Source organism: Paenibacillus glycanilyticus (genome assembly GCF_023715145.1).
GTDB classification, from domain to species: domain Bacteria; phylum Bacillota; class Bacilli; order Paenibacillales; family Paenibacillaceae; genus Pristimantibacillus; species Pristimantibacillus glycanilyticus_A.
In genome coordinates this window covers 23521-48413 of sequence record NZ_JAMBNP010000013.1, presented here as the reverse complement: position 1 = coordinate 48413, position 24893 = coordinate 23521, and the positions used below count along the sequence as shown (strand labels likewise).

At 52.5% G+C, this 24893-nt stretch carries 21 protein-coding genes; 18 read left to right on the top strand and 3 right to left on the bottom strand.

Going from position 1 to position 24893, the window contains the following annotated elements; translation table 11 throughout:
* Nucleotides 1–128 precede the first annotated feature (128 nt).
* The 4 genes from M3194_RS26090 (at nucleotide 129) to M3194_RS26075 (ending at nucleotide 5265) form a co-directional block, all read left to right on the top strand.
* Nucleotides 129–2252 carry a right-handed parallel beta-helix repeat-containing protein gene (locus tag M3194_RS26090; RefSeq protein ID WP_251657033.1) on the top strand — a complete coding sequence of 708 codons (2124 nt, stop codon included), beginning with the start codon at nucleotides 129–131 and terminating at the stop codon, nucleotides 2250–2252.
* A 62-nt stretch (nucleotides 2253–2314) separates the two neighbouring features.
* Nucleotides 2315–2986, top strand: coding sequence for a VOC family protein (locus tag M3194_RS26085; protein WP_251657032.1), 672 nt, complete (start codon nucleotides 2315–2317; stop codon nucleotides 2984–2986).
* Nucleotides 2987–3114: 128 nt separating this feature from the next.
* Nucleotides 3115–3720: a DUF3885 domain-containing protein gene (locus M3194_RS26080; RefSeq protein ID WP_251657031.1), complete on the top strand. Its 606-nt coding sequence runs from the start codon at nucleotides 3115–3117 to the stop codon at nucleotides 3718–3720.
* A gap of 261 nt (nucleotides 3721–3981) precedes the next feature.
* Nucleotides 3982–5265 carry a histidine--tRNA ligase gene (locus tag M3194_RS26075; protein ID WP_251657030.1) on the top strand — a complete coding sequence of 428 codons (1284 nt, stop codon included), beginning with the start codon at nucleotides 3982–3984 and terminating at the stop codon, nucleotides 5263–5265.
* 60 nt (nucleotides 5266–5325) lie between these two features.
* Here the strand turns inward: M3194_RS26075 and M3194_RS26070 are convergent, their stop codons facing one another.
* Nucleotides 5326–6144: a methyltransferase domain-containing protein gene (locus M3194_RS26070; RefSeq protein WP_251657029.1), complete on the bottom strand. Its 819-nt coding sequence runs from the start codon at nucleotides 6142–6144 to the stop codon at nucleotides 5326–5328.
* A 170-nt stretch (nucleotides 6145–6314) separates the two neighbouring features.
* Between M3194_RS26070 and M3194_RS26065 the strand changes: the two genes are divergently transcribed.
* The 11 genes from M3194_RS26065 to M3194_RS26015 all read left to right on the top strand — a co-directional run bounded on the left by M3194_RS26065 (nucleotide 6315) and on the right by M3194_RS26015 (nucleotide 14463).
* Nucleotides 6315–6869, top strand: coding sequence for a GNAT family N-acetyltransferase (locus M3194_RS26065; RefSeq protein WP_251657028.1), 555 nt, complete (start codon nucleotides 6315–6317; stop codon nucleotides 6867–6869).
* An 83-nt stretch (nucleotides 6870–6952) separates the two neighbouring features.
* Nucleotides 6953–7297, top strand: coding sequence for a YojF family protein (locus M3194_RS26060; RefSeq protein WP_251657145.1), 345 nt, complete (start codon nucleotides 6953–6955; stop codon nucleotides 7295–7297).
* Between the two features lie 138 nt (nucleotides 7298–7435).
* Complete coding sequence (bshB2, locus tag M3194_RS26055; RefSeq protein ID WP_251657027.1) at nucleotides 7436–8098, top strand: bacillithiol biosynthesis deacetylase BshB2; 663 nt, start codon at nucleotides 7436–7438, stop codon at nucleotides 8096–8098.
* A 267-nt stretch (nucleotides 8099–8365) separates the two neighbouring features.
* Nucleotides 8366–9475 carry an amidohydrolase/deacetylase family metallohydrolase gene (locus tag M3194_RS26050; RefSeq protein ID WP_251657026.1) on the top strand — a complete coding sequence of 370 codons (1110 nt, stop codon included), beginning with the start codon at nucleotides 8366–8368 and terminating at the stop codon, nucleotides 9473–9475.
* Complete coding sequence (locus tag M3194_RS26045) at nucleotides 9453–10565, top strand: DgaE family pyridoxal phosphate-dependent ammonia lyase (protein WP_251657025.1); 1113 nt, start codon at nucleotides 9453–9455, stop codon at nucleotides 10563–10565. The genes M3194_RS26050 and M3194_RS26045 overlap by 23 nt, the downstream gene beginning before the upstream one ends.
* Nucleotides 10558–11316, top strand: coding sequence for a 2-dehydro-3-deoxy-phosphogluconate aldolase (gene dagF, locus M3194_RS26040; protein ID WP_251657024.1), 759 nt, complete (start codon nucleotides 10558–10560; stop codon nucleotides 11314–11316). The genes M3194_RS26045 and dagF overlap by 8 nt, the downstream gene beginning before the upstream one ends.
* Entirely contained in the window at nucleotides 11306–12325 is a 1020-nt protein-coding gene (locus M3194_RS26035; RefSeq protein ID WP_251657023.1) for a sugar kinase, read from the top strand. Before dagF ends, M3194_RS26035 begins: the two co-directional genes overlap by 11 nt.
* An 11-nt stretch (nucleotides 12326–12336) precedes the next feature.
* Nucleotides 12337–13059 (top strand): GntR family transcriptional regulator, encoded by a 723-nt coding sequence (locus tag M3194_RS26030; RefSeq protein WP_251657022.1) that lies wholly within the window; start codon nucleotides 12337–12339, stop codon nucleotides 13057–13059.
* Between the two features lie 17 nt (nucleotides 13060–13076).
* Nucleotides 13077–13448, top strand: a complete 372-nt coding sequence (locus tag M3194_RS26025) for an iron chaperone (RefSeq protein ID WP_251657021.1) — start codon at nucleotides 13077–13079, stop codon at nucleotides 13446–13448.
* A gap of 1 nt (nucleotide 13449) precedes the next feature.
* A complete protein-coding gene (locus M3194_RS26020; RefSeq protein ID WP_251657020.1) occupies nucleotides 13450–13971 on the top strand; it encodes a GNAT family N-acetyltransferase in 522 nt (173 codons plus the stop codon).
* A gap of 177 nt (nucleotides 13972–14148) precedes the next feature.
* Nucleotides 14149–14463, top strand: coding sequence for a hypothetical protein (locus M3194_RS26015; protein ID WP_251657019.1), 315 nt, complete (start codon nucleotides 14149–14151; stop codon nucleotides 14461–14463).
* Between the two features lie 600 nt (nucleotides 14464–15063).
* On the opposite strand, the gene M3194_RS26010 is transcribed toward M3194_RS26015, so the two are convergent.
* Together M3194_RS26010 and M3194_RS26005 are read right to left on the bottom strand one after the other, a co-directional pair.
* Complete coding sequence (locus M3194_RS26010; RefSeq protein ID WP_251657018.1) at nucleotides 15064–16686, bottom strand: response regulator; 1623 nt, start codon at nucleotides 16684–16686, stop codon at nucleotides 15064–15066.
* 10 nt (nucleotides 16687–16696) lie between these two features.
* Nucleotides 16697–18409: a sensor histidine kinase gene (locus tag M3194_RS26005; RefSeq protein WP_251657017.1), complete on the bottom strand. Its 1713-nt coding sequence runs from the start codon at nucleotides 18407–18409 to the stop codon at nucleotides 16697–16699.
* 219 nt (nucleotides 18410–18628) lie between these two features.
* Here M3194_RS26005 and M3194_RS26000 point away from each other — a divergent pair, with 219 nt between their 5' ends.
* From M3194_RS26000 to M3194_RS25990, 3 genes are all read left to right on the top strand, one after another.
* Complete coding sequence (locus M3194_RS26000; RefSeq protein WP_251657016.1) at nucleotides 18629–19513, top strand: ABC transporter permease; 885 nt, start codon at nucleotides 18629–18631, stop codon at nucleotides 19511–19513.
* A 13-nt stretch (nucleotides 19514–19526) separates the two neighbouring features.
* The gene (locus tag M3194_RS25995) at nucleotides 19527–20405 is read left to right on the top strand and encodes a carbohydrate ABC transporter permease (protein WP_251657015.1); all 879 of its coding nucleotides are present in this window, start codon (nucleotides 19527–19529) and stop codon (nucleotides 20403–20405) included.
* A 62-nt stretch (nucleotides 20406–20467) separates the two neighbouring features.
* Nucleotides 20468–24769, top strand: a complete 4302-nt coding sequence (locus M3194_RS25990) for a carbohydrate binding domain-containing protein (protein WP_251657014.1) — start codon at nucleotides 20468–20470, stop codon at nucleotides 24767–24769.
* The last annotated feature ends 124 nt before the right edge of the window (nucleotides 24770–24893 follow it).

Here is a 24893-nt window from a genome sequence, read left to right as displayed (position 1 = left end):
TTTAGACGGAATCACCTTATAAAGGGGATATACGCAGATCGTACGCTTTTTAGCATTTTGTGCAGTTTACAGTATAGCCGGTGCTGTGGCAGTGTGGAGTCAAACCTACAAGCATAAGGGGTGTAAGCATGCTTGAAATCTATGTCAGCGGATCGGGCAGTGATCATGGCAACGGGAGCAAGGAACAGCCGTTCCGAAGCATTCGGGAAGCACAGGCGGCCGTCCGTTCTATCGTTAAAGAAGGCGCGGCTGCGGGAGTAACCGTTATTGTCCGGGGAGGCACCTATACCCTTGATGAACCTCTCCGGTTCGGCTGCGGCGACGCGGATGCTGAGCGATGCCCGGTCATCTACCGGAGCGCGGAAGGAGAAACCGCTGAGTTTATCGGCGGAATGGTTCTGACAGCGTGGGAAGACGAGGGAGATGGACTTTGGTCGGCACGGGTGCCGAAGGGTGTGAAGTTCCATACTCTTTATGCGGATGGCCGGCGCATTTCGAAAGCCAGAATGCCAGACTCCGGGTACTACCGCTCTCAGCCGCTCGAGGAAGACGGACGAGCCGGCATTCGCTATAGGGAGGGGGAATTCCCGGATATTCCGCATGGCGATGCGGATGGCCTGCAGATTTATGTATGGCCGGGCGGAGGCGAGGCGAACTGGTTCGCGGAGACCATTCCGGTCGCCGATATGGATGCCGGGCAGCGAACGATCCGTTTCAAGCGGCCCAGCTGCTGGGAGATTGGAGAGGAGTCCCGTTATTATTTGCAAGGCTCGCTTGCCTTCCTGCGGGAGCCCGCCCAGTTCCACCTGGATGAATCGGCCGGCGTGCTGTATTACCGTCCGCGAAGCGAGTCGCCATGGAAGGAGCAAGTCGTCGCGCCGTTAATCGGCCGTATTCTTCATATACAGGGAGACAGCGAAGAAGAGAGAGCTTCCGGACTGACCTTTTCCGGTCTAACCTTTGTTTGCACGGATTTCGTTGAGGATTTCCGAATGATGCGGGAGGAGCCCGGCATGGATAACGCGGAACCGGATGAGAACCGGAATGGCATCGTTTATCTGCGTGATGTTCAAGATATCGAGATCTCGGACAGCATCATTCGTAATTCGGGTACCTGCGGGGTATATCTTGACCGCGGCGTTGAAGGAGTTCGGCTGCTTCGCAACCGAGTCGAGCGGGTGGGCCATACCGGTATTTATGCATCAGGTTATGCACCGGGAGAGGGGGATTTTCGGGATAACCTTGCTCCTTACCGGAACAAAGGCCACCGTATCGCGGATAATGTGATTACAGACGGCGGCGAACTGGTGGGGCATGGAAGCGGCATTGTGCTGTATCAGAGCGGGGATAACGAGATTGCCCATAACCGGATCGCGAATATGCCCCGTTATGGCATTTCCATGAAAGGGCTTCGCTATCAGCGGATGCCGTCCATGCTGTGGGAGACGGCTGTCGCTTGGGATAACCATTATGATTTCCTGTATACCCGTAACAACCGGATCTGTTATAACGATCTCTCGAATGTAATGACGGACAGTCAGGACGGCGGGATGATTGAGTCTTGGGGAATCGGGCGCGGCAATGTCATTCATGGCAATCGGCTGCATCACAGCGGTATTCATTTCTCCTTCGGCTTTGGGATCTATCTCGATGATGCGACCGACGACGTAGAAGTCACTCATAACGTGATCGATCATTTGTACCAGACCGGTGAAGGCAAGCTGTGGATGGCCATATTCTCGAAAGGGATCGGCAACCGGATCAGGAACAACTTAATTACGAATAACGAGTCGGAATGCGCTTTTGGCACGCAGGAAATGGTAGGCGAGTACAACCGTGATATTGTGATCGAGTCGAATATCGTATCCAATTCCGGTTATATGTACGCGCATGTGAATTGGAGCGGGGAGCGTCTGGCATCGGCTGACCGTAATCTGTATTGGCGTGATGGCGCGGCGCCATTGGTCACGGGCGAGCTTCCTTTTCCCTCGATCGGAGTAAGTAAAGTCTGGGGTAACCTGTATGCGTGGGAATCCTGGCGTTCATTACTGGAGGGAAAATATGATGCGCAGACGCTGCTTGCGCCTGCCGGGTTCGTTGATGAAGCGGCAGGGGATTACGGGCTGCAGCCCGCATCGCCCGCGTACCCGCTTGGATGGCAGGATATTGATTTCTCGCTAATTGGTCCAAGGATGAAACCAAAGGAAGGGGAGAAAGGTATAATCTCCATAGATATAGGATCAGTTAACTAAAGGAGCTGAACGGTCTGGAGAGAATTATCCCGATTTTACCGTGTCCATCCCTAAAAGAGCAGGTGGCTTTCTATGAGACGCTTGGTTTTCAAACCGTCCAATTGTACACTCGTCCCAATCCTTACGCGGTTATGAAATACGGCGACATCGAGCTGCACTTCTATGGCAGCAAGAAGACGGTGCCCGTCGAGAACCAGAATATGTGCTATGTTCAGACGGATGATGTTAATGGGCTCTATGCAAGCTTTACATCCTCGCTCAAGGAGAAGACGGGGAAAATCCCGCGCGGCGGCATACCCCGCATATCCAAGGTAAAGGATCTGGCCGAGGACAGACGGTTTGTTCTGACCGATATCGGCGGGAACACCTTATTCGTAGGAACGGCTCACTCCAAATTAGCCGACCAGGCTGTATTCTTAAGAACAATCGAGAACGCCGAGTATGCGAATCATTTTGAGGTACTATATGATCTGATGTACTCGAAGGAAGACAGCCACTCCGCCTCCCTGATGCGGGTGAAGTTTTTCCCGGGGGACCTTGGCGAGCTGCAGGTGAGTGACCTGGATCTTGCGAAAATATTGCTGGTCGCGCTGGACATCGAGCTTCAGCAAAAGCAGATTCTAAATGACGAGCTGATGAACAAGTTGTCTGCTTTGCTTGATCAATATGGCCAGGAGCACGCGGATTGGTCCCGCATTGCCCAGAAGGCTGATGACATCGTGAATGTGGAATAAGTGTCTAACTATAGCTTAAGCCCCTCCTGTAGGAGCGGGCTTTTTTATTACAATTATTTTTAAAGTGCTGACTTAATAAATAGCAAGGTACAATAGGTGATAATGCTATAGAAGTGACAGGTGATACCATGAATACGAATCAAATACTCGACCTTTTTCTTAGAGACCATTTTTCTCCTGATTTCAGGCTGAAAGCTCCCTTATTTTATAATGCAGATACAGGAATTCGATATGAAATTGGAAATCCTGATCCCAATGTATCGTATGACAGTTATTTCAAACAGGTGAAACATCGGGCTCTGACTTTATTCAAAGATACGCATCAGGCAGATGATGATCTGCTTTTTATTTATTATGATTGCTTTAAACGAATACCCAACAAGCCTCGAAAATTCAAACCAATCAGTCGGCTACTGCTTAACTCGCATGCAGTTCGTACGCTCAGCTGCATCAGATGGCGTCCGGATGAGGAAGATGACGTAGAGGATGGCTGGGAATATTATCGTTTTGTGCTAAAGTGTAAAGCTTCAGATATTCACATCAATAAAATGCTGTTTTCAGGTCGCTGGATTTATATTGTTAACGAAACGAAAAAAACCATTTTTCATTTTTATGACAGTCGAGGTTTAGACATTGTGTCGGGTTCTCCCGAAACTCTTCGGTCCCAGTATTATAAACGGAATAACTGGATCCTTAATTATGACCGGGAGAGAATAGATTCCATTTTTTCATAATGCAAAGCATGCATTGCATCTTGGAATCTGCCCTGCTATAATCAACGTTAATTATCCGAGTTATGTGAAGGAGTTGCGCATATGATCACAATCATGCTTAATCAACTTCATCATCACAAAAAGCGTTAGCACCCCTGATACAAAATTCAGGGAGGGCTAGCGCATTTCGCGTTGGCCTCCCTGCGGCATAGATAACGCGCAGGACCAAGAGGTCCTGCGCGTTTTTTTGTTTTTTACCAAAATAAAAGGAGAGTGCCGGATATGCAAAATGTAAAAGGAACCTACGATTATTTCGGACGGGAACAAGCGCTTCGCAAGAAGGTAAGGACTGTGCTGCAGGAGGTTTTCGATTGGTATGACTATGAGAGCATGGAGTCAACCGTGCTTCAGGAGCTGGATTTATTGACATCCAAGTATGCGGGCGGCGATGAAATTCTGAAGGAGATGTACCGGTTCACGGATCAAGGCGGAAGGAGACTTGGTCTGCGCTATGATTTGACGATTCCGTTCGCGAAGGTTATGGCTTTGAATCCCGGAATCAAGCTTCCGTACAGACGGTACGAGATCGGGAAGGTTTTTCGCGATGGTCCGGTGAAGCGCGGCCGTCTGCGGGAATTCCTGCAATGTGATGTTGACGTGGTGGGAATTGCGGGGCCGGAAGCAGAAGCGGAGCTGCTGCTGATTGCGGTTGAGGTTTTTAAAAGGCTGGAAATTCCCGTCATAATGCGGTGGAATAACCGCCGGCTTCTAGGGGAGATTCTGGATGCGGTTGGAGTGCAGGCGGAAGACAGTCTTTCCGTCATGCTTACGCTCGATAAACTCGAGAAAATCGGCAAGGATGATGTCCTGGATGAACTGAAGGGGAAAGGCATTCCCGGAGCAACGCTTCGGGAGTTTGCTGAGCTTATGGCCATGGAAGAGCTGTCATTTGATGTTCTGGTCGATCGATACGGACTTGCGGAATCACAAGGTGCAGCCGAGGTTAGATCTCTGCAGACCCTAATGGATAAGCTCAGACTGTCGGACATTTGCCGATTTGATCCTTTTTTATCAAGAGGCTTGTCTTTTTATACAGGGACCGTGTACGAGATCTTTGACGCAAGCGGCTCTTATACGTCCAGCATAGGGAGCGGCGGGCGGTATGACGCCATAATCGGAAAGCTGATCGGAAGCGAAGACATTGCATATCCGGCCGTGGGGCTTTCGTTTGGCATGGAGTCTATTATGGAAATGATCCGGGATCGGCCAATTCCGGCGCCTGCTCCAAAGGTCGTCGTTATAGCCATCGGCAATACGATTGATGAAGCCTTGCTCGCTGCGACCGTCTTACGGTCGAACGGGATGAAGACGGGAATGGAACCGGCGGGCAGGAAGCTGAAAAAGGCATTGGCCTCGCTTGAAAGCAGGGCGATCCGGTATGCGCTGCTAATCGGCGAAGAAGAGGTTCAAAGCGGCACCGTCCGGCTGAAAGACATGGAGGGCAGGCAGGAGTACGAGGTTACGCTTGATGAAGCGTTGTTTCTTATTGAAAAGAACGATAAATAACCGGACAACTCAAAGTCCCGTCCGCACAAACTCCGGACGGGACGGGATAATGGCAAGCTTTTATATCTTCTGCGCCATGATCGTGCTCATCGCATGCTGATGAGGGATGCCGCTGGAATTGCAGTCAAATACAAGCTCGGCGCTGTCCTTGATCAGCCAGTCATGATAATGGCTTAACAGCTCGCCCGAATGCCATTTGTAGGCATGAGGTTCTTTTTCCGGCGGCGGGGCGATAAATGGTTTATGCACGAATACATTCAGGACATGGATTCCGCCAGGGTTAGTGAACTGCTTGTAGTTCGCGAAGATCTCCTGGCGGAACTCCGGCTTGATATAATGAAGAACTCCGCTGGAGTAGATGATGTCATAAGCCGAATCCAGCCGGAAATCAAGCACATCCGCTTTGATCACTTTCACTTGAACCCGAGCAGCGTCGGCGAGTCGTTTCGTCTTCTCGATCCCGGCATCCGACACATCGATTCCCGTTACTTCATAACCGTTGCGAGCAAAAAACACCGCGTCGCGCCCTTCCCCGCAGCCGATATCCAGCAGCTTCAGTCGTTTGGACGGCGGCATCTGCCGCAGCACCTCGTATACGCCGCCGTTAGGCTCCGTTCCCCAATAATAGTTCTCCGTTTTGTACTCCTCTTCGTAGATGGTAATCGGCTTATCCTGAGAGGCATAGCCAAGCAGTTTATCCGCGCTTACCTGAAGAGTCCGGCATAATTCCGGCAGCAGCGAGAGATCCGGCATCGTTAGGGCGTTCTCCCATTTGGATACCGCCTGAAATGAAATGCCGAGCCTTGTTGCCAGCTCCTCCTGCGTCAGCCCCCGTTCCTTCCGGTAGATCGCAATGCTCCGCGCCAGTTGCTCCTTCATAATAGTTCACGCTCCTTCGATACTCTTCATTCTATTGAAGTTAATCCGACGGAACAATAACGCGGCAATTGAACTTTTGCCGGACTCAACCTGCGGTTGAGATTTGTAGAAGCTTGGACAAAGAGAGTATACTGTAGGTATCTTAGGCTATTAGCGGGAGGACACCATCGATGTATACACATTCAGAACCAATCGGGATCATTCAGAATCATATAAAAGTATTCCAAGCCACGGAAGGGGATACGCCGGCCGTGCTTGGGCTGCTCGCCAGTACGGCGGAATGGCTGAAAAGCAAAGGCTCCACGCAATGGAGCGGTCTTTTGCAGGGCGAAGACTCCCATCGTACGCCGGAAGCCATCAAACGTGGCGAAGTATATATTTTCATGCAGGAAGACACGCTGATGGGGATGGTTATGCTGATGCAGCAGGCAAGCCCGTGGGACCGGGAACTGTGGGGCGAGGAAGGGCATGAGAGCTCCGTCTATCTGCACCGGCTTAATATTAACCGCAAGGCTGCCGGAACAAATCTCGGCGAGGCGATTGTTCAGTGGGCGGGTTCAGGCATTCATTTCCCGGGTAAAGACCGGGTTCGGCTTGATTGCATTGCCAACAATCCAAAGCTGAACGATTTCTACGGGAACGGCTGCGGCTACGAATTTAAGGGTACGGCATCCAACCCAATCGGCGATTTTAATCTTTATGAGAAAAAGGTATCGGAACGTTAATCTTATTCTTGCTATTCCGATAAACTTACTATACAATCTTCTCAATTCATCTTAATTATATGGTCAAAGGAGAATTCAAGATGATGCAACCGATCCATCCGGCTGAGGTTCAAAGACGCCTGGAAAGCTTGAAAGATCAAGATGTGTATATTCATCTTGAGATGACGACAGGAGCCTATGCGGCTCATAACGACGCCTCCAAGCATCCGGCCGCTACTTTTCTAACGAATGCCGTTATTCAATATTCGAATGGTTTAATTTCCGGGAACGGTCCTTTCCGCGTCGGACTGAAAATGCGGCAGGGCTGGGTTTATTCCGAAGGCCTGACTCATTATGAAGAGAACGAATCCGAGCGGCTTATTCTCGCCGGCCATGACCAGCAGGGCAAGCTGGTTGTCGCGCTGCAGCTGAGCCGGGAGCCGTTTTAACTGGAGGTTAATGCTTACGAAGCAGCTTTCTTACAGAAAGCTTAGCTAATGCTTACGAAGCAGCTTTCTTACAGAAAGCTTAGCTAATGCTTACGAAGCAGCTTTCTTACAGAAAGCTTTTAGAAAGGAGAGATACGAATGGAACGTATTCTAGTTATTTTTCCGCATCCGGATGACGAAGCGTTTATCTTATCCGGCACGCTTGCGCAGCTGATCGATCAAGGCGCGCATGTGACTTACGCCTGCCTGACGCTTGGGGAGATGGCCCGCAACATGGGCTTTCCGCCTTTCGCAAGCCGGGTTACGCTGCCGCAGATCCGCCGGGGAGAGCTTGAAGAATCCTGCGCGGCCATCGGTATTCAAGATTTGAGAATGCTGGGCTTCCATGATAAAACCATTGAGTTCGAGGATAAAGTGTACCTCGATGAACATATTCATGCTCTGATTGAAGAAGTAAAGCCTACGGTTATCTTCACGTTTTATCCGGGCTACAGCGTTCACCCGGACCATGACGCAACCGGGGAGGCCGTAGTTCGGACGGTAGGAAGACTGCCCGAAGAAGATCGACCTCCCGTCTATTGCGCGGCGTTCTCCCGCAATCATGAGCAGGCGATCGGCAAGCCGGATATCTCGTTTGATGTGAGGGATTATTTGAAGAACAAGATGGCTTCCATCCGGGCCCATCGCTCGCAGTTCCACGCATCTGAGATTTTCGGCAACAAGCTGCATACCGACAAAGAGATTCAGGAGCGCTTCGGTACGGAACGGTTCTGGACATACAAGTTTGAGAATTGGAATTAACGTTATAAACAGCAGAGGGAACCTTTCACTGAATGGTGAGGGTTCCTTCTTTTTTTTGCCGCTTGCCAATCTGTTAAAGCCAGGCGTCGTTTGCTTTGTTGAAGAGCAGAAAAGAGTATGCGAGTTAGTGAAGCGACTTTCATTAATTTGCTTACTCATTTTTATTTTGCTTAAACATTATAATGTTTTATTGACCTCTTCCCGTTTCCCCTGTATCTTAACCTTATAATGTTATCACTGATGTCTCTTTATGAAAAAGGTGGCAGGATGAGCGAACGAATCATATGGCGGAATGTCAGGCTGATTAACAGCTTGCAGACGGTGGATATTGTCATTGGCGAGGATGGACGTATTGCGGAGCTGGCGGCAGCGGGTACGGCAGGCGGCAGCCGGATCATAGACTGTACCGGTCTCTATGCCTCCAGCGGATGGATTGATTTGCATGTGCACGCGGTACCTGGACTGGATCCGTATGGCGATGAGATTGACGAGATTGGCGTCGGGCATGGGGTAACGACCATTGTTGATGCGGGAAGCTGCGGCGCGGACCGGATTGGAGAGCTTGCGGCAAGCAGGCAGCAGGCGAAGACGAGAGTGCTGGCACTGCTTAATGTATCCCGGATCGGGCTGCAGCGGGTGGATGAGCTGTCGGAGCTGCACTGGATTGACAGGGAAGCGGTATTGCGGGCGATTGACCGTTATCCGGATCTTATCGTGGGGCTAAAAGCCCGAATGAGCGGCAGCGTTGTTGGACGGAACGGCCTTGATCCGCTGCGGCTGGCACGTAGTCTATCCGAGGAAAGCGGCTTGCCGCTCATGGTGCATATCGGCTCAAGGCCGCCGGGCGTCGAGGAAATATTGCCGCTCCTTCGAGAGCGGGATGTCGTCACGCATTATTTGAACGGCAAGCCGGATAACCGGCTGTTTGATCTGTCAGGCAGACCGCTGCCCGCTCTGCTGGAAGCGAGGGCTAGTGGCGTCCGGCTGGATGTCGGCCATGGGACGGCGAGCTTCTCTTTTGAGGTGGCGGAGATGGCGAAGCGCGCGGGCATTCCGTTCGATACGATCAGTACGGATATTTACCGGGGCAACCGGCTGAACGGTCCGGTTCGGAGCATGTCCGATGTGCTGACGAAGTTTCTGTCTCTCGGGTATGAGCTGAACGAGATTATAGCGGCGGTTACCAAGCGTCCGGCGGAATGGTTGGGTAGGCCGGAGCTTGGACGCGTTAAGGCCGGCGAGCAGGCGAATCTTACCTTGTTCGAAGTGGCTGAACGGCCTTTGGAGCTTATCGACTCCGAAGGCGAGAAGCGAATGGCGATGCAAACGATTCAGGCGAGGGGAGTTTATACGAATGGACAATACCTTACATGCTAGATATGGATTAAAGCGGGTTATTAACGCCAGCGGACGGATGAGTATCCTGGGGGTCTCCGCACCAACCGATACGGTCATGGACGCGATGAAGCAAGGCGGACAGAGCTATGTGGAGATTGCGGATCTCGTTGATAAGGCCGGCGACTACATTGCGGGAATTATGGAATCCGAAGCCGCGGTGATTGTAAATTCCGCTTCAAGCGGCATTGCATTGTCGGTAGCGGGGATCGTGACGAAAGGAAATCGGCGGCTGACGGAGAAGCTTCATCAAGAGCCGATTTTACAGAACGAGATTATTATCCTCAAAGGCCATAACGTGCAATACGGAGCTCCGGTCGAAACGATGGTCTATCTTGGCGGCGGCAGGCTGGTCGAGGTTGGATACGCGAACGAAGGCAAAGCCGAGCATATGGAAGAGGCGATTAACGAGCGTACGGCGGCGATATTGTATGTGAAATCCCATCATGCCGTGCAGAAGAACATGATCAGCGTCGAGGAAGCATGGGAGATTGCGCAGCGAAGGGGCGTTCCTATGATCGTAGATGCGGCGGCGGAAGAGGATTTGCGGAAATACGTTGCTTGCTCCGATCTTTCGATATATAGCGGCTCTAAGGCGATTGAAGGTCCTACCTCCGGTATTGTAGGCGGCAAGCGGAAGTATATCGAGTGGGTGAAAATGCAGCTCCACGGCATCGGCCGCAGCATGAAGGTCGGCAAGGAGACTTCCTTTGGCCTGCTGCAGGCGCTGGACGAATACCGCGATAAGCCGGATAACAGCGAGCGGGAGAAGGCCGCTCTGAATAAGCTCCTTCCGCTTGGCGAGCTTCCCGGCGTGAAGGTGACGATCGTGCAGGACGAAGCGGGGCGGGCGATTTACCGTGCGCGCGTTCAGATTGACCCCGATTTGGCCGCTGCGACGGCCAAGTCCGTCAACGACGGGCTGCGCGAGGGAGATATTGCAATTTATACCCGTGACTATGGCGTGAAGCAAGGCTACTTCGATATTGATCCCCGCCCGCTGACGGGTGACGATATGGACGTCATTGAAGCTCGAATCAGACAACTGGCAGGAGGCCGTACCCATGTCTAATATGACGAAGAGATTGTACAAAGGACGAGCTGCGCTAAATGTGCTTGCGGGCAGCATCGGCAATGCGAAGGAAGTATTCGAGACGGCGGAAGGTTATGTGCTGGTTGGCGTCTTGTCCAAAAACTATCCGACCGTCGAGGCAGCGGTGGAAGCGATGCGCGAGTACGGAAACGCGATAGACGATGCCGTGTCGATTGGCCTTGGTGCCGGGGATAACCGGCAGGCAGCCGTTGTAGCGGAGATCGCGAGGCAATACAGGGGCTCGCATATTAATCAGGTATTTCCCGCGGTTGGTGCCACGAGGGCTAATCTGGGAGAGCGGGACAGCTGGATCAACGCTCTGGTATCCCCGACCGGCCGGGCGGGCTACGTAAATCTGTCTACGGGACCGGCAAGCGCGGTTCAGCGGGAGCAGGCGATTGTGCCGGTGAAGGCGGCGATTGCGCTTGTCCGCGATATGGGCGGCAATGCGTTGAAATATTTTCCGATGAACGGCTTGGCCTGCGAAGATGAGCTTCGCGCCGTTGCACGGGCGTGCGCGGAGGAAGGCTTTGCGCTTGAGCCGACGGGCGGAATCGACATGGATAACTTCGAGGCGATTTTGCGCATTGCGCTGGAAGCGGGCGTGCCGCAGGTTATCCCGCATGTTTATTCCTCGATCATTGACAAGACAACCGGAGCAACCAAAGCGGAGGACGTAAAAGAGCTGCTCAGCACGATGAAGAAGCTGGTTGACCAGTATGGAGGCTAAGCGGATCGCGGCATTTGGCGAAGTCATGATGCGTCTGCAGACCCCAGGCTGTGAGCTGCTGACGCAAGCGGGAAGCCTTGCCTATTCCTTCTCGGGGACTGGCGTTAATGTGATGTCGGCGTTATCGAGGTTCGGTTATTCCACCTCGCTGATCTCCCGCCTTCCGGATAATCCGCTTGGCGATGCGGCAGCGGCAAGTCTGCGCAAGCTTGGCGTAATGCAAGACCGGCTTTTGCGCGGCGGCCAATATATCGGCATGTATTTTCTCGAAAAAGGTTTTGGTTCGCGTCCTAGCCGCGTCACTTATTCGAACCGGCAGGAAAGCAGCTTTAATACCGCTCCTGCGGATGCTTATCATTATGAGCGGATTGCCGCCGATATCGACGTTCTTCATCTATGCGGCATATCGCTTGCAATGAATGACGGCGTCCGGCTTCATATGCGGAAGCTGGCCGAGGCGGTTAAGGAGCGGGGCGGGACCATCGTGTTCGATTGCAATTACCGTCCTGCATTATGGGGAGAAGGCGGATATGGCGCCGCGAAGCCGCATTACGAGAAGCTGCTTCAGCTGGCGGATATGGTTATGATGAATGAACGGGACGCCATTCATATTCTCGGCATGCAGGCGGAGGCAACGGAACGCGAAGAGCAGCTGAAGGAGCTGATGCCCGGCGTGGCCGGCCGGTATGGCATTTCCGTAATTGCGGGTACGCACCGTACCGTAAACGCCGACCAAACCCACTCGCTGCGCGGCTTTCTCTATAAGGAGCAGGACTTTGCTTTTTCACCCAAGCGGACGTTTATGGTTTACGACCGCATTGGGGCTGGCGATGCTTATACAAGCGGGATCATTCATGGGGAGCTGCAGGGATTTGCGGCGGAGCGGACGGTTGGCTTTGCTGCTGCTGCGGCAGTACTAGCCCATACCATCGCAGGGGACACGCCGATGTCGCTCGAGCGGGATATTGTGCGCGCAATGGCGGATACGGCAAGCGATGTAGAAAGGTAGGAACAGATACGATGAAGCTGGCACGAAAGAACAGGCCTCTTTATATACAGGTGATGAGCATCATTAAAGATCGGATTTTGCACGGCGTGTACCCGGTGGATTCGAATATTCCATCGGAGCCGCAGCTGGAGCAGGAATTCCAGGTAAGCAAAATAACCGTGCGCAATGCGATAAAAGCGCTTGTGCAGGAAGGTTATTTGGAGACGAGCAGCGGCAAAGGGACGAGGGTCGTCCGTAATACTTCATCCTCCAAGCTGTCCAAGCTGAAGCGGTTCACCGAAGTGCTGGTCGAGGAGGGCCATCAGATTGGCAAGCGGCTGCTGCGAACTGAGCTTGTGGATAATGAGGAGGGCACCGAGCCGTACCGGTTGTTTGGCCCTCAGGCATTAAAGGTGGAAAGATTATATCTTCTGAATGGACATCCTTATATTCATTACACTCATTATCTGTCGGTCGGGCTTTATGCGAATGGCGAAGGCGGGGCTAATCTCTCCATTCAATCGCTATACGACTGGCTGGAGGAGCAAGGCTTTGTTCCGGAGCATTACCGGGACGAGTTCGGCGCATCGCAAGCCCCCGCGGCTGTGCAGGAGGTGCTCGGCCTTTCTGCGGAGCAGGCTATTTTGCTGAAACGTTCCAGGTTTGCGTATGGCGCTGCCGATGAGTTGATTGAGTACAGTGTGGGCTTTTATAATACGGACATGCAGCCCTATGTCGTTAATTACGAGGTGTAGGGGCGAAAGGAGCAGGTATGGAAGCGAATAAGACAACTTACCAAACGATTGATGAGTATATTGCGGATTTTCCCCCAGACTTACAGGCCATCTTAACGAAGATCAGGGAAGTGATTCGGGAAGCCGCGCCGGATGCCAAGGAAAAGATCAGCTACCAGATGCCGGCTTTTGAGCTGAACGGGAACCTGGTCTATTACGCGGCCTTCAAAAAGCATATCGGCTTCTATCCGACCGCGGGAGGCATCGCTGCTTTCCACGAGGAGCTGTCCGGTTACAAAGGGGCTAAGGGCTCTGTACAGTTCCCGCTGAATAAACCGATTCCGTATGAGTTGATTAAGCGGATTACCGAATATCGGGCAGCGGAGAACCGCGAGAAAGGGAAGAAGTAGCATGGAAGAGGTGTATCTGGTTCGGCCGGCGGCGGATTGGAAGGAGCCCTATCTGGATTTTTATCGGGAGTGGATCGCAAGCGGAGAAGATATTGTTCCCTGGGTTGTAGAAAGGGATCCGTCTGATTTTGAGGCGATGATTCAATGGCTGGAGGATCAAGCGAGCGGAGCTGGTCTTCCGGATGGCTGGGTGCCTGGCTCGACCTATTGGCTTGCCGCCGGTGATCGCACCATTGTTGGCGCCGTCAATATCAGGCATGATTTGTCGCTTTGGCTGCTGAACAGAGGAGGACATATCGGCTACGGAATCCGCCCTTCGGCCAGAAGGAAAGGGTATGCGACCCAGCTGCTTGCCTTCTCGCTGGAGAAGACGAAGGAGCTTGGGATCAAGCGTGTTCTCGTCGTTTGCGATAAGGACAATTTGGCCTCTGCCAAGACCATTCTGAACAATGGCGGAGTAGAGGACGAAAGCTTCGTGGAAGAGAACGGGAATGTAATCCGGCGCTTCTGGATAGAAGGATAAGCGTTCAGCCTGCTGAAACGGTTTGCCGCTGGCCGCAGGTAATGATTGTTGATTGTTGTAAGCATAAGGTTTTCGGAATTTGTCAATTTTCACACAAGCCAGTCGAAAAGTTTTGGGCGCTCTTAATCAACATGTCACCTTTCGTCGCATATGGTGTAGTAAGGTGGTGATGATGGAGTGACATTTACACTTGTCGACTGGATCAAGTACACGTTCTGGGGCGTATTCGGCTTTATGATCATTGATTTCGTAATTGCCTTTTCCAAATCGTTCTGGGACGGGAGCTTCAAGACATCATTTCTTCCTTATCTAAAAGACATCCTATTCTACGTATATCCTCTATATTTCCTTATATCAATAGTGAATTTGGACCCGACGGAATGGACGCTGATTACCCTATTCTTCATAGGCGGCTTATCCCTGATTATCAAGTACGTGCTGGACATTGCCGGACGTTTCAAGCCAAAAGCCGAAGAAGAAAGCGAGTCGTAGGCACTCACACGAACGCAACGCAAAAAGACCCCGAGTGGGTCTTTTTTCGTTTTTTTCGCGTTGCTCCACAACTTAGTTGCGAGGGTGAGCCAAATAGCAGGCAAAAAGCCTGCTGCAGCCGATCGAGCACCTTGGCGCGCGGAGGAAAGTGGCGAATAGCAGGGAAAGTGCCTGCTATAGCCGTTCAAGCGGCGTGACAGGCCGAAGAGGGTGGCGAGTTCCAAGCCACGAGAAAGAGCAGGTAGCTAATACAATACAACCCGAGCAGAAAAAAAGACCCCTGCGAGGGTCTATCTTTCCGCTTCATCCAAACGATGAAGCGAGGTTTTTGTGGTGTAACGCCAAACGGAGCAGGCGGACACGGAGCGAGTGAATGCTTTTTAGAAGCGTAGATTATGCTTCCGAAGTAGCTTTCTTGCAGAAAGCTTGTAGCTCGCCTTTGTTTTCGAAGTTTAACCATAGACCAATTTTAAATCGGAAACTTTGAAAACAACAGCGATCGAAAGAGCATTCACTTGCGTAGTGCCAGCCACAGCGCAGTGCCAGCCACAGCGCAGTGCCAGCCACAGCGCAGTACCACGCGCCAACAGTTACCCGCAACTACCTCCCCTCATCGTCCCTATACTCCTGGGGAGTCACGTCAAAAAACTTCTTAAACACGCGGATGAAATACGCGGTATTGTTGTAACCGACAATCTCGGCGATCTCGAATACCTTGGAAGGCGTTGTGCGAAGCAGGAACGCGGCCTTTTCCATCCGAAGCCGGTACACGTATTCCGTCAGCGGCTCGCCGGTTTCCGCTTTATAGATTTTCGAGAGATACACGGGATGCAGATGGACGTGGTCCGCAATAGCCGGCAGCGATACGTCCTTAGCCAGATTGACGTCGATAAACGACCGGACCGTGCGGACAATCGTGCTGTGATTATCCTTCAGCTCCTGATCGGCATCCTCGCGGATACCCTGCAGGATCCGGATCGACCATTCCATCAGCTGCGCCGCCGTGGTGTAGGCGGGGGCATGGAAGAATTTGAGCGCCTCAGCTGAGAGAACGGAGGACAGCAGCTTGCCGTTCTTGTGAATGATATACGAGAACGCACCGGCCAGCACATGATAAGCTTCAATCAGCTGTTCCGACATATCCTGCTCACTGCCCGTCTCCAGCATATCGCGGAAAATATGCCGGATCTTCGTCTCGACGTCGTCGAACCTTCCGGCATCCAGAAGGCTGATCAGGGTAGGCGGCTCGTATAAGGACCAGACCGTATTCATCGGGCTGGAATCCAAGGCTTCCTGCGTGGTCACAAACAACCCTTTTCCGTGGCCCATCTTCCGGCGCATGGAGGTAACGGCATGCTCATAGATTTCCTTCACTTGTCCCGGAAACGTTCCTTGGCCTCCTACAAGTACCGAAATAGCTCCCTTGAGATAGTTCTGCACGTTAGTCTGAATTTGCGCGGCGTAACGCTCGAGCAAGGCCCTGGCTTCAGCGCCCGCAACCGCCGGATTCCTTGGTTTTACTAGAATCGCGATGTAATCGTGGCTGTCTCGGGCATGCCAGATATGGTAATCATTTTGCATGATTTCACTCGTTATATTGCAAATCGCGTACTCCATCAGCGCGGAGTCCTGCCCCGGCATTTCGGCAAAACGCTCTTCCATCCGGATCAGCATCATGCAAGCCTGATCGCCCTCCGCAAAAGGAAGCTCCAGAAGCGCCAGCTTATCCGCAAGCGCAGACTGATTGCTGCCTCTCAGCAGCTCATTTAGCGTATTAGCCCTCAGCAAAGGAAGGTTCTCGTTCAAGGTATACAAGGTTTTCCGGTAGGAGGCAACCTCTTCCCATTTCTCCTTGATTTGTTTCACTACGCGCTCAACCGAATCGATCAGATCCTCGTCGCTGACCGGCTTCAGCAGATAGTCAAAGGTATTCTGAGCAATCGCTTGTTTGGCATAATCGAAATCGGCATATCCGGTAAGCAAGATAGTCCGGACATGCGGCCATTTGCCGTTAATCGCCGTAATGAGCTCTATGCCGGACATCCCCGGCATTTTGATATCGGTAATCACAATATCAATCGCATGATCCTCCATAATTTGCAATGCCATGGAACCGGATAACGCTTCGTGAACAACGGAAATACCGCATTCTCCCCATGGAATCGTCTCGGCCAAGGTCTCGACAACGGACCGTTCATCATCTACCAGCAAGAGCTGTAACATGCTGTTTCACCTACTCTATTGTATTGTCACTCCAGGTAATAATCGTTTTGATTCCCCCCAAGTCCGAGCGGGAATAAGACAAGCCGGCTCCTTCTCCAAACAGATAGATCAGTCTTTGATGCACGTTCCAGGTTCCGCAGCCCATATTGTCGTCCAGCGGTTTGGTAAGGCTGAGTTGCAGTTCCTGAATTTCATCGTCTGCCATGCCAATCCCGCTGTCCTCCACGACTAACCGATACCACCCGTCCTTCGCATATCCTCGGATCCGAATCTCGCCGTTCTCCGCCTGGGGCTCCAATCCGTGGACAATGGCATTTTCGACAATCGGCTGCAAGGTTAACCGCGAGATCGTCTTGTTCATGAGCTCATCGGGTACCTCAATCGCAAACCGCATCCGTTCAAGCCGGAGAGACTGGATTTCCAGGTAATTCGTGACCATGCTCAGCTCCTCGCGAATTGTCGCCACGTCGTTTTCCGACCTCGTAATGTAACGGAAATACTCTCCAAGATTTAACGCCATCGCCACTACGGCCTTTTCGTTTTTCATCCGCGCCATGTTTTTGATATAGAACAGACAGTTGTACAGAAAATGCGGATTGATCTGGGATTGCAAATGCTTCAGCGTTGCTTCCCGCCTCCGCAGCTTCTCCTCGTATACGTTCTCGATCAGCTCTTGAATCCGCTGGGCCATAATGTTGAACCGGCCGAGCAACAAGCTGAATTCATTCGTGCCGGAATGACTGAGCCGGACCGAGAAATCGCCGGAAGACAGCCGCTTGGTGCCCCGGACAAGCTGAAGCAGAGGGACCTGAACGCTCCGGTAAATAACAAAGATAACCGCGATACTCATGACGAGCAGGACGGCAATCGACGTATAGAACAAGTTCCGGCTGCTTGTAATCGGGCTCAAGATCTGCTGCATCGGAACATAATCGACATAATACCACTTCAGGCTATCCGACTTGATGTAAGAGACGTAATACTCGGTATTGTCCAGCTTCGTGCGGAAGCCTCCCCTGTCCCCGAGCTTGGATGATTTCAGCTTCTCTGAGAGAAGATCTATCTTCGCGGAGTTGGCGGAATGATTGCGGATCGATCCCTGCTCCGGATTAAACAGGAACGGATCGCCGCTGTTGTTCACTTTGTTTTCATCCAGCATGGCCGTCACATGGTTGATCGGGAAGCTGATCTTCGTAATGAGCCTCGCGCTGCGCGGATTGGACATCGCCGTCGTTGGTTCGGTTGCATACCAGACAAAGCTGTCGCCCGTATACTCCCAGGATTTGAGGAACGGCCTTGTAAAAGCATCCTCCCGATACGTGATCGTATTGTAATAGTCCGTGGACAAGGCGTCTCCCGTGCGCGGGAAAAACAACGTAATGGTGGAATGCCACTTGCTGGCGGCGTTGTACAGATTCATTTTTTCCAGTATGGCGACGCTCAGCTTTACCCGTTCATACGGCTGCTCCCGGAAGTCCGGACGCTGGTACTCCTGAATGCTGGAGTCCTGCCCAATCGATACGCCGTAGAGGGATAACTGATAAATATTCGACTCGACCTGGGCAGCGAAGGAAGACAAGCGATTCGTTGTGCCGCTTTGGATTTCATTCTCGATGACGCGCACGCTTTCCCGGTTGGAATAGGTGTAAAGGGATAGGACCGGGATAAGCAGGAGCAGGACGAGAAGGGAGATTTTCGTAAAAACATTGAACCGCAGCAGCAAGATGATGCCCCCTTCAGATAGTTAAAATATCAATATCGTTGTTGCAATATTAGGATATAGATCACAAATCCCCGTTGCTATAATCGTTATATTACAAGGTCAGGACGACCTAGAAAAGCACAAATTTGTCTGAACATGGAGGATACCGCGGTGAAAGAAACTGCTTTACAGCTACCTGCACAAGAAGAAAAACGCCGTGTTTCAAGGAAAAGCTGGAACATGAAACGCAACTGGCCCCTGCACGTGATGCTCCTGCCGACGCTTGTTCTCGTCATTATTTTCCAGTACGTTCCGATGGCCGGAATCGTAATCGCGTTCCAGGATTTCAAGCCTTGGAAAGGGTTAACCGGATCTGAATGGGTCGGCCTCGACAACTTCCGGTTTCTGTTCAAGTATCCGGATATCGGTCAGGTGGTTTGGAATACGCTTGTCATCGCCTTTTTCAAAATGGCAGCCGGACTTATCGTTCCGTTCCTGTTCGCCATTCTGCTGAATGAAGTTAGGCTGATGGCCTTCAAGCGGGTCACCCAGACACTCGTCTATCTGCCGCATTTCCTGTCCTGGGTTATTCTCGGGGGGATTCTGCTTGATATTCTTGCCCCTGACGGGGGGCTCGTGAATAAAGCCGTAACGGCGCTGGGGTTTGAACCGGTCTTCTTCCTCGGGGACAACAACTGGTTCCGCTTCACGCTTATTGTCAGCGACGTCTGGAAGGAATTCGGCTTCGGAACAATCGTCTTCCTGGCGGCGCTGGCGGGAATCAATCCGGCGCTTTACGAAGCGGCGGAGGTGGACGGGGCGTCAAGGCTGAAGCAGACCCTTCACATTACGATGCCGGCGCTGATGCCGATTACCATCGTGCTTGGAACCTTGTCGATCGGCAATATTTTGAATGCCGGGTTTGATCAGGTGTTTAACCTGTACAACCCTCTCGTGATGGAGAAGGGAGATATCATCGACACCTTCGTTTATAGGCTGGGGATATTAAACGGGAAAATGAGCTTCGCCACAACGGTTGGACTGTTTAAATCCGTCGTAGCGACGATTCTCATCGCGACATCTTACCGGCTGGCCTATAAATTTGCGAATTATCGCGTCTTCTAAGGAGGTTCTACTTTTGTACCACAAAACGTTAGGCTACAAAATTTTCAACATCGGCAACTATGTGTTTCTTGGTCTTCTGTCGCTTCTGTGCATCTTGCCGATCATTCATATTCTGGCCGTATCGTTCAGCAGCATGGCGCCGGCTTCTTCCAACCTTGTAGGCTTTTGGCCAATCGGCTTTACGACGGATGCTTACGAGAAAACGTTCGGCAATTCCAATTTCCTGAACTCGCTTGGCGTTTCGGTTATGAGAACCGTATTATCCACGGTAATCGGCATGGCTCTCTGCCTGATGACCGCTTATCCGCTGTCGAAGGAGGATCTTCATTTCCGGGGCCGCACGATGTATATCTGGATCTTTGTCTTCACGATTTTATTCAGCGGGGGCTTGATCCCAAGCTACATCCTGGTTCAAAAGATCGGACTGATGGATTCCATCTGGGCGTTGGTGCTGCCGGGCGCGGTATCGGTATGGAACGTCATTCTGATGCTGAACTTTTTCCGGAGCCTGCCGAAGGAACTGGAGGAAGCGGCTTTTCTGGACGGGGCGGGACAGCTGAAGACGCTGGTGCTGGTGTTTATTCCGCTGTCGATGCCGTCCATCGCGACTTTGTCGCTGTTCACGATGGTCTATCAATGGAACTCCTGGTTCGACGGGATGATCTATATGCGGGATATCAAGGATTATCCTCTGGCTTCGCTCCTCCAGACGATTATCGTCCAGCAGGATTTCAGCAAGATCAACGTCGATCCGAAGCAGCTGGAGAACATTTCGCAGCGTACGGTACGGGCCGCGCAAATCTTTATCGGCGCGCTTCCGATTCTGCTCGTTTATCCGTTTCTGCAGCGGTTCTTTGTTAAAGGGATGGTAATTGGCGCGGTAAAAGAGTAGCGATAGGCAAAGGAGGGGCCGATTGATGCGGCCCCGACCTGTAAACCATTGGGGAGGTAACTATGTTAAAGAAGAGATTATCGCAATTAACGGCCTGCAGTCTGCTGGCAGCCACTCTTAGCCCGCTTGTCGGAGGGACAGCGATTCATGCCTCGGAAGCGGCTGCGGCAGCTTCGTTTAAGGATCTCCGAGGACATTGGGCGGAATCCGCAGTCAATCGCATGGCTTCATTTGGAGTTGTAAGCGGTTACGAAAATGGTGCGTTTAAGCCTGGCTCGCCAATCAGCCGTGCAGAATTTATTGCCATGCTGGACCGTATATTTGGATTCGCCGGACAAGAAACAGCCGGATTTCAGGATGTGGCACTTGATGCGTGGTATTCCGATGCGGTAACGAGAGCAAGCGGTTCCGGCATTGTTCAAGGCGTGGACGCGGAGCATTTTGCTCCAAACGCCGGCATTACGCGGGAAGATGCGGCGGTCATGATTGACCGGGCGTTCGAGCTCTCCACGGGTTTGGAATCCGATGCGGAGCTGAAGCAGTTCAAGGATTTGGCGGATGTTTCCGGCTATGCAAAGAGAGCGCTTACTTATTTGGCGAGCGAAAAACATATAAAAGGCTATAACGGCAAGCTTCAGCCGAAGTCGCCGATTACGCGCGCCGAATCGGCCGTGCTTTTGTCCGGCATGATCGGGGATTTGGTTGCGAAGCCGGGCAATTATGAAGCCTTGCGGGTGGAAGGCAATCTTGTTATCCGTTCAACGGGCGTTACGGTCAGCCAGACGTCCGTGCACGGAAACCTGCTGCTTGCCGAAGGGATTAAAGAAGGCGATGCGACGCTCAAGGGCATAACCGTTACAGGCAAGACGGTTATTAAGGGCGGCGGAAGCCATTCGATTGTTTTTGACGGCGCGAAGTTGAAGGATGTGCATATCAACAAGCCGGGCGGCCAGGTCCGCGTTGTTTTCTCAAACGGAACGACGGCGGATCTGGTCCTTATCCAGCATCCAACGGACTTCGAATGGTCGGCGGATAGCCGCGTAGGAAGTCTTCAGGTCCAGTCGGGCGGCGTGACGGTGAATGACAAAGCCGTGCCTGCAGGGACGCAAACCACCCTTGGTACGGGTTCTGAGGGAACGACCAATCCTCCGGCAACCAACCCGCCTGCAGCCTCTGGGGAGAAGCCCGTGCCGCCTACAACGATAGCGGATAACGAGTGGAAGCTTGTATGGAATGACGAATTTAATCAATCAACGATTGATTCAAGCAAGTGGACGGTTCAAGATACCGGCGTTGTTTACAATAACGAGCTTGAGTACTACAAACCGGATAATGCGGTCATTGAACGGGATGGCGAACGCAGCGTCCTGAGCCTTAAAGCCAAGAAGGAAGAGCACAAAGGAAGCCATTACACCTCGGCGAAGCTTATCTCCAAAGAAAAAGGCGACTGGACCTACGGCAAGGTTGTTGTCCGCGCCAAGCTTCCCGTTCAGCAGGGCATGTGGCCGGCGATTTGGCTGATGCCAACCGACGAAGCCCATTACGGGGGCTGGCCGGCTTCCGGCGAGATCGATCTGATGGAGCTGATTGGCGGGGCGAACAAGAACCGCGTCTTCGGCACCCTTCATTACGACAGCGTTCAGCCTGACGGCTCGCATGGCTCCGAGCAAGGCAGCTATGTTCTGCCGGAGGGTAAGAGCTTTGCCGACGATTACCACGATTTTCAGCTGGAATGGCTCCCTGGCATCATTCGTTTCTATGTAGACGGCCAGCTCTACCAAGAAGTGAGCGACTGGAAAACCAAAAGGCCGGGGCAGCCGGACTATTATACTTATCCCGCGCCGTTTGACCGCCCGTTCTATCTGATTCTGAACCTGGCGGTAGGCGGTGATTGGCCGGGTTCGCCAAACGGCGATTTTACGGCCGATCAAATGAATGTCGACTTCGTAAGGGTGTATGAATACAAGAATTTGGACAGCTGGGAGGATGTAACGGGCAATCCGCCGGAGCCGTCCCCTAAGCGCGAACCGCAGGCTGACGGCAATCTGCTGTATAACGAAAAGTTTACGCAGTCAATGGATGCAAATGGCGTGCCGCAGGATTGGCAGTTCCTTCTTAACGCTGGCGGCTCAGGCCAAGCGGCCGTCGTGGACGATGCGTTCAAAGGAAAAGCGGCAAAAATCGCAATCGATAACGCCGGTACGGAGATTTACTCCGTTCAGCTGACGCAAATGCCGGTGTTTTTGCAGAAGGGCAAAAAGTATAAGGTCACGTATGAAGCGAAGGCCGACGAGGCCCGCACGGTGATGTCGAAGGTAAATCAGTTCGAGAAGAACTGGAAAAATTACTCCGGCGAGCAATACGGCAATCTGACGACCGAATGGCAGTCCTATGAATATACGTTCGACATGCTGGAGAGCACGGACAACAATGCGAGATTCGAGTTTAATCTCGGGAAAAACGCGGCGGCCGTCTATATCGCAAACGTGAAGCTGGTTGAGATCGGCGATGCGTCCCCTCTGCCGGAGGTGCCGGGTGAACGGACCGCGCTGGCGGACGGCAATCTGATCTACAACGGTACGTTTGATCAAGGGAAAGACCGGCTGGCTTTTTGGACCAAGTCCGTTGCTCCGGGTGCGGAAGCCGCGGTCAGCGTGAATAACTTCCTTGCGTTTCCGATATATGAGAGACAGCTAGTCGTTGATGTGACAGACGGCGGAGCGGATGCGGAAGCCGTAACGGTCTCCCAGCCTGGGCTGGCGCTTGCAGGGAACAGCGAATACGGCATTTCTTTTGAGGCCAAGGCCGATGCGCCGCGGAGTATGAAGGTTGAACTGGCAGGCGATCATTCCGCTTCATACCCAGGAGGCAACAGCATATCGCTTGGCACCACGCTGCAAGCCTACTCGCTGGAAGCGGTATTGGGGGACGGCGCGGATACGGCGGAAGCCGAGTTGAAGCTGTTGTTCGGCGGCGAGAGCGGTACGGTCTATGTCGACAATGTCCGGCTAGTGAAGCGCGGCGAGCCGATTACGGTTGCGGGCTATACTCATATTCCGGCGGCAAACGCATGGGAGATGCAGGGGCTGCAGCTCGAAAATGCAAGCGAAGGCGGCAAAAACGTCGCTTACATGGATGAAGGCGATACGCTCAAATATAAACTCGGCGTAACCCGTTCCGCTGAATACCAGTTCTCAGCCAGAGTGGCAAGCGGTAAGGATCAGTCGCAAGTCCGCCTGCGGATCAAAGACGAGAATGGTGCCGTAGTCTCGCAATCAAATTATGATCTCGGCAATACCGGCGGCTGGCAGACGTATCAAACCATCTATATGAATCCTGCTGCGCTGGCAGCCGGACATGACTATTATGTGGAATTCCAAGGCTACGACTATAACACGCTTTGGGTAGACCTGTCGCCTAACTTGGTTCAGAACGGCGGATTCGATACGGATCTTAACGGCTGGAATCTGATTGCGGGAGGTTCGGCGACGATGAGCCGCTCGGATGAGGGAAGCCTGGTTGCGACGCTCCCGGGCACAAGCGCGAACTGGTGGGACGATACGCTTCAGCAAGGCCAATTAACGATCGAGAAGGGCAAGACTTACAGGCTGGAATTTGATGCTTCCGCTACTAGCGAGAAAGCCGTGCAGGTTGTTGTCTCGCAGAGCAGCGGCGATTTCGCCAAATATTTGGAGGACACCGCCCAGCTTTCCGCAGACCGCAAGCATTACGCGTACTCTTTTGCAATGGCCGGCGATTCCGATCCTTCGTCCGTGCTGGTGTTCGGGCTGGGCAATCCGGCGGGCGCTGCAGGCGGGCATTCGGTAATTTTCGATAACGTGCTGCTCTACGAGGTTAATGCTTCCGCGGAGAGCGGCGGCCAGCCTACGAACGTCAATCTGCTGCAAAACGGCAATTTCGCGAACGGCCTCGCGGGGTGGTTCTCTTATACGGCGGCACCGGGCGAGCTTACGATCGGGGCTAACAACGGAAAGCTGGAGGCTTCGATCGGCGCGGTAGGCGATAACCCTTGGGACCGGCAGGTTATCCAAGAAGGCTTCGCTATTCAGCAGGGAAGCAAATATGCGTTTAGCTTCAAAGCCAAAGCCAGCACGGCAAGGAAGCTGGGTCTTGGCATCGGATGGGTAGATGTGCCGGCAGGCTATGCCTGGCATGGCTATTACGGCCAGCAGGTGGATTTGACGGAAGAGGAGCAGAGCTTTACGTTCACCTTTGACGCGACCGATCAGGGGTATAATACGTCCCGCATCTCCTTCGATATGGGCAATATCGCGGGCGGCAACGCCGGTAACGCGACGATTACGATCTCGGACGTTAGCTTGGTCAATCTGGGGCCGATTTAACGCCATTTTATAGATCGAGAGCTTGGTGCTGGGGGAGGGGATAAGCGAAGGCGGCAGGCAATTCCAAGGCACGATAAAATCCGGAGGTGTTCGATGAAAAAGAAAGCATCCCTTCTTATGGCCG

Coding starts and splice junctions, on each gene's coding strand:
- M3194_RS26065 (WP_251657028.1), top strand. CDS start 6,315: ATGTATACACATTCAGAACCAATCGGGATCATTCAGAATCATATAAAA.
- M3194_RS26090 (WP_251657033.1), top strand. CDS start 129: ATGCTTGAAATCTATGTCAGCGGATCGGGCAGTGATCATGGCAACGGG.
- M3194_RS26000 (WP_251657016.1), top strand. CDS start 18,629: ATGAAACGCAACTGGCCCCTGCACGTGATGCTCCTGCCGACGCTTGTT.
- dagF (WP_251657024.1), top strand. CDS start 10,558: ATGTCTAATATGACGAAGAGATTGTACAAAGGACGAGCTGCGCTAAAT.
- M3194_RS26020 (WP_251657020.1), top strand. CDS start 13,450: ATGGAAGAGGTGTATCTGGTTCGGCCGGCGGCGGATTGGAAGGAGCCC.
- M3194_RS26010 (WP_251657018.1), bottom strand. CDS start 16,686: ATGTTACAGCTCTTGCTGGTAGATGATGAACGGTCCGTTGTCGAGACC.
- M3194_RS25990 (WP_251657014.1), top strand. CDS start 20,468: ATGTTAAAGAAGAGATTATCGCAATTAACGGCCTGCAGTCTGCTGGCA.
- bshB2 (WP_251657027.1), top strand. CDS start 7,436: ATGGAACGTATTCTAGTTATTTTTCCGCATCCGGATGACGAAGCGTTT.
- M3194_RS26050 (WP_251657026.1), top strand. CDS start 8,366: ATGAGCGAACGAATCATATGGCGGAATGTCAGGCTGATTAACAGCTTG.
- M3194_RS26070 (WP_251657029.1), bottom strand. CDS start 6,144: ATGAAGGAGCAACTGGCGCGGAGCATTGCGATCTACCGGAAGGAACGG.
- M3194_RS26030 (WP_251657022.1), top strand. CDS start 12,337: ATGAAGCTGGCACGAAAGAACAGGCCTCTTTATATACAGGTGATGAGC.
- M3194_RS26045 (WP_251657025.1), top strand. CDS start 9,453: ATGGACAATACCTTACATGCTAGATATGGATTAAAGCGGGTTATTAAC.
- M3194_RS26025 (WP_251657021.1), top strand. CDS start 13,077: ATGGAAGCGAATAAGACAACTTACCAAACGATTGATGAGTATATTGCG.
- M3194_RS26060 (WP_251657145.1), top strand. CDS start 6,953: ATGCAACCGATCCATCCGGCTGAGGTTCAAAGACGCCTGGAAAGCTTG.
- M3194_RS26080 (WP_251657031.1), top strand. CDS start 3,115: ATGAATACGAATCAAATACTCGACCTTTTTCTTAGAGACCATTTTTCT.
- M3194_RS26075 (WP_251657030.1), top strand. CDS start 3,982: ATGCAAAATGTAAAAGGAACCTACGATTATTTCGGACGGGAACAAGCG.
- M3194_RS26035 (WP_251657023.1), top strand. CDS start 11,306: ATGGAGGCTAAGCGGATCGCGGCATTTGGCGAAGTCATGATGCGTCTG.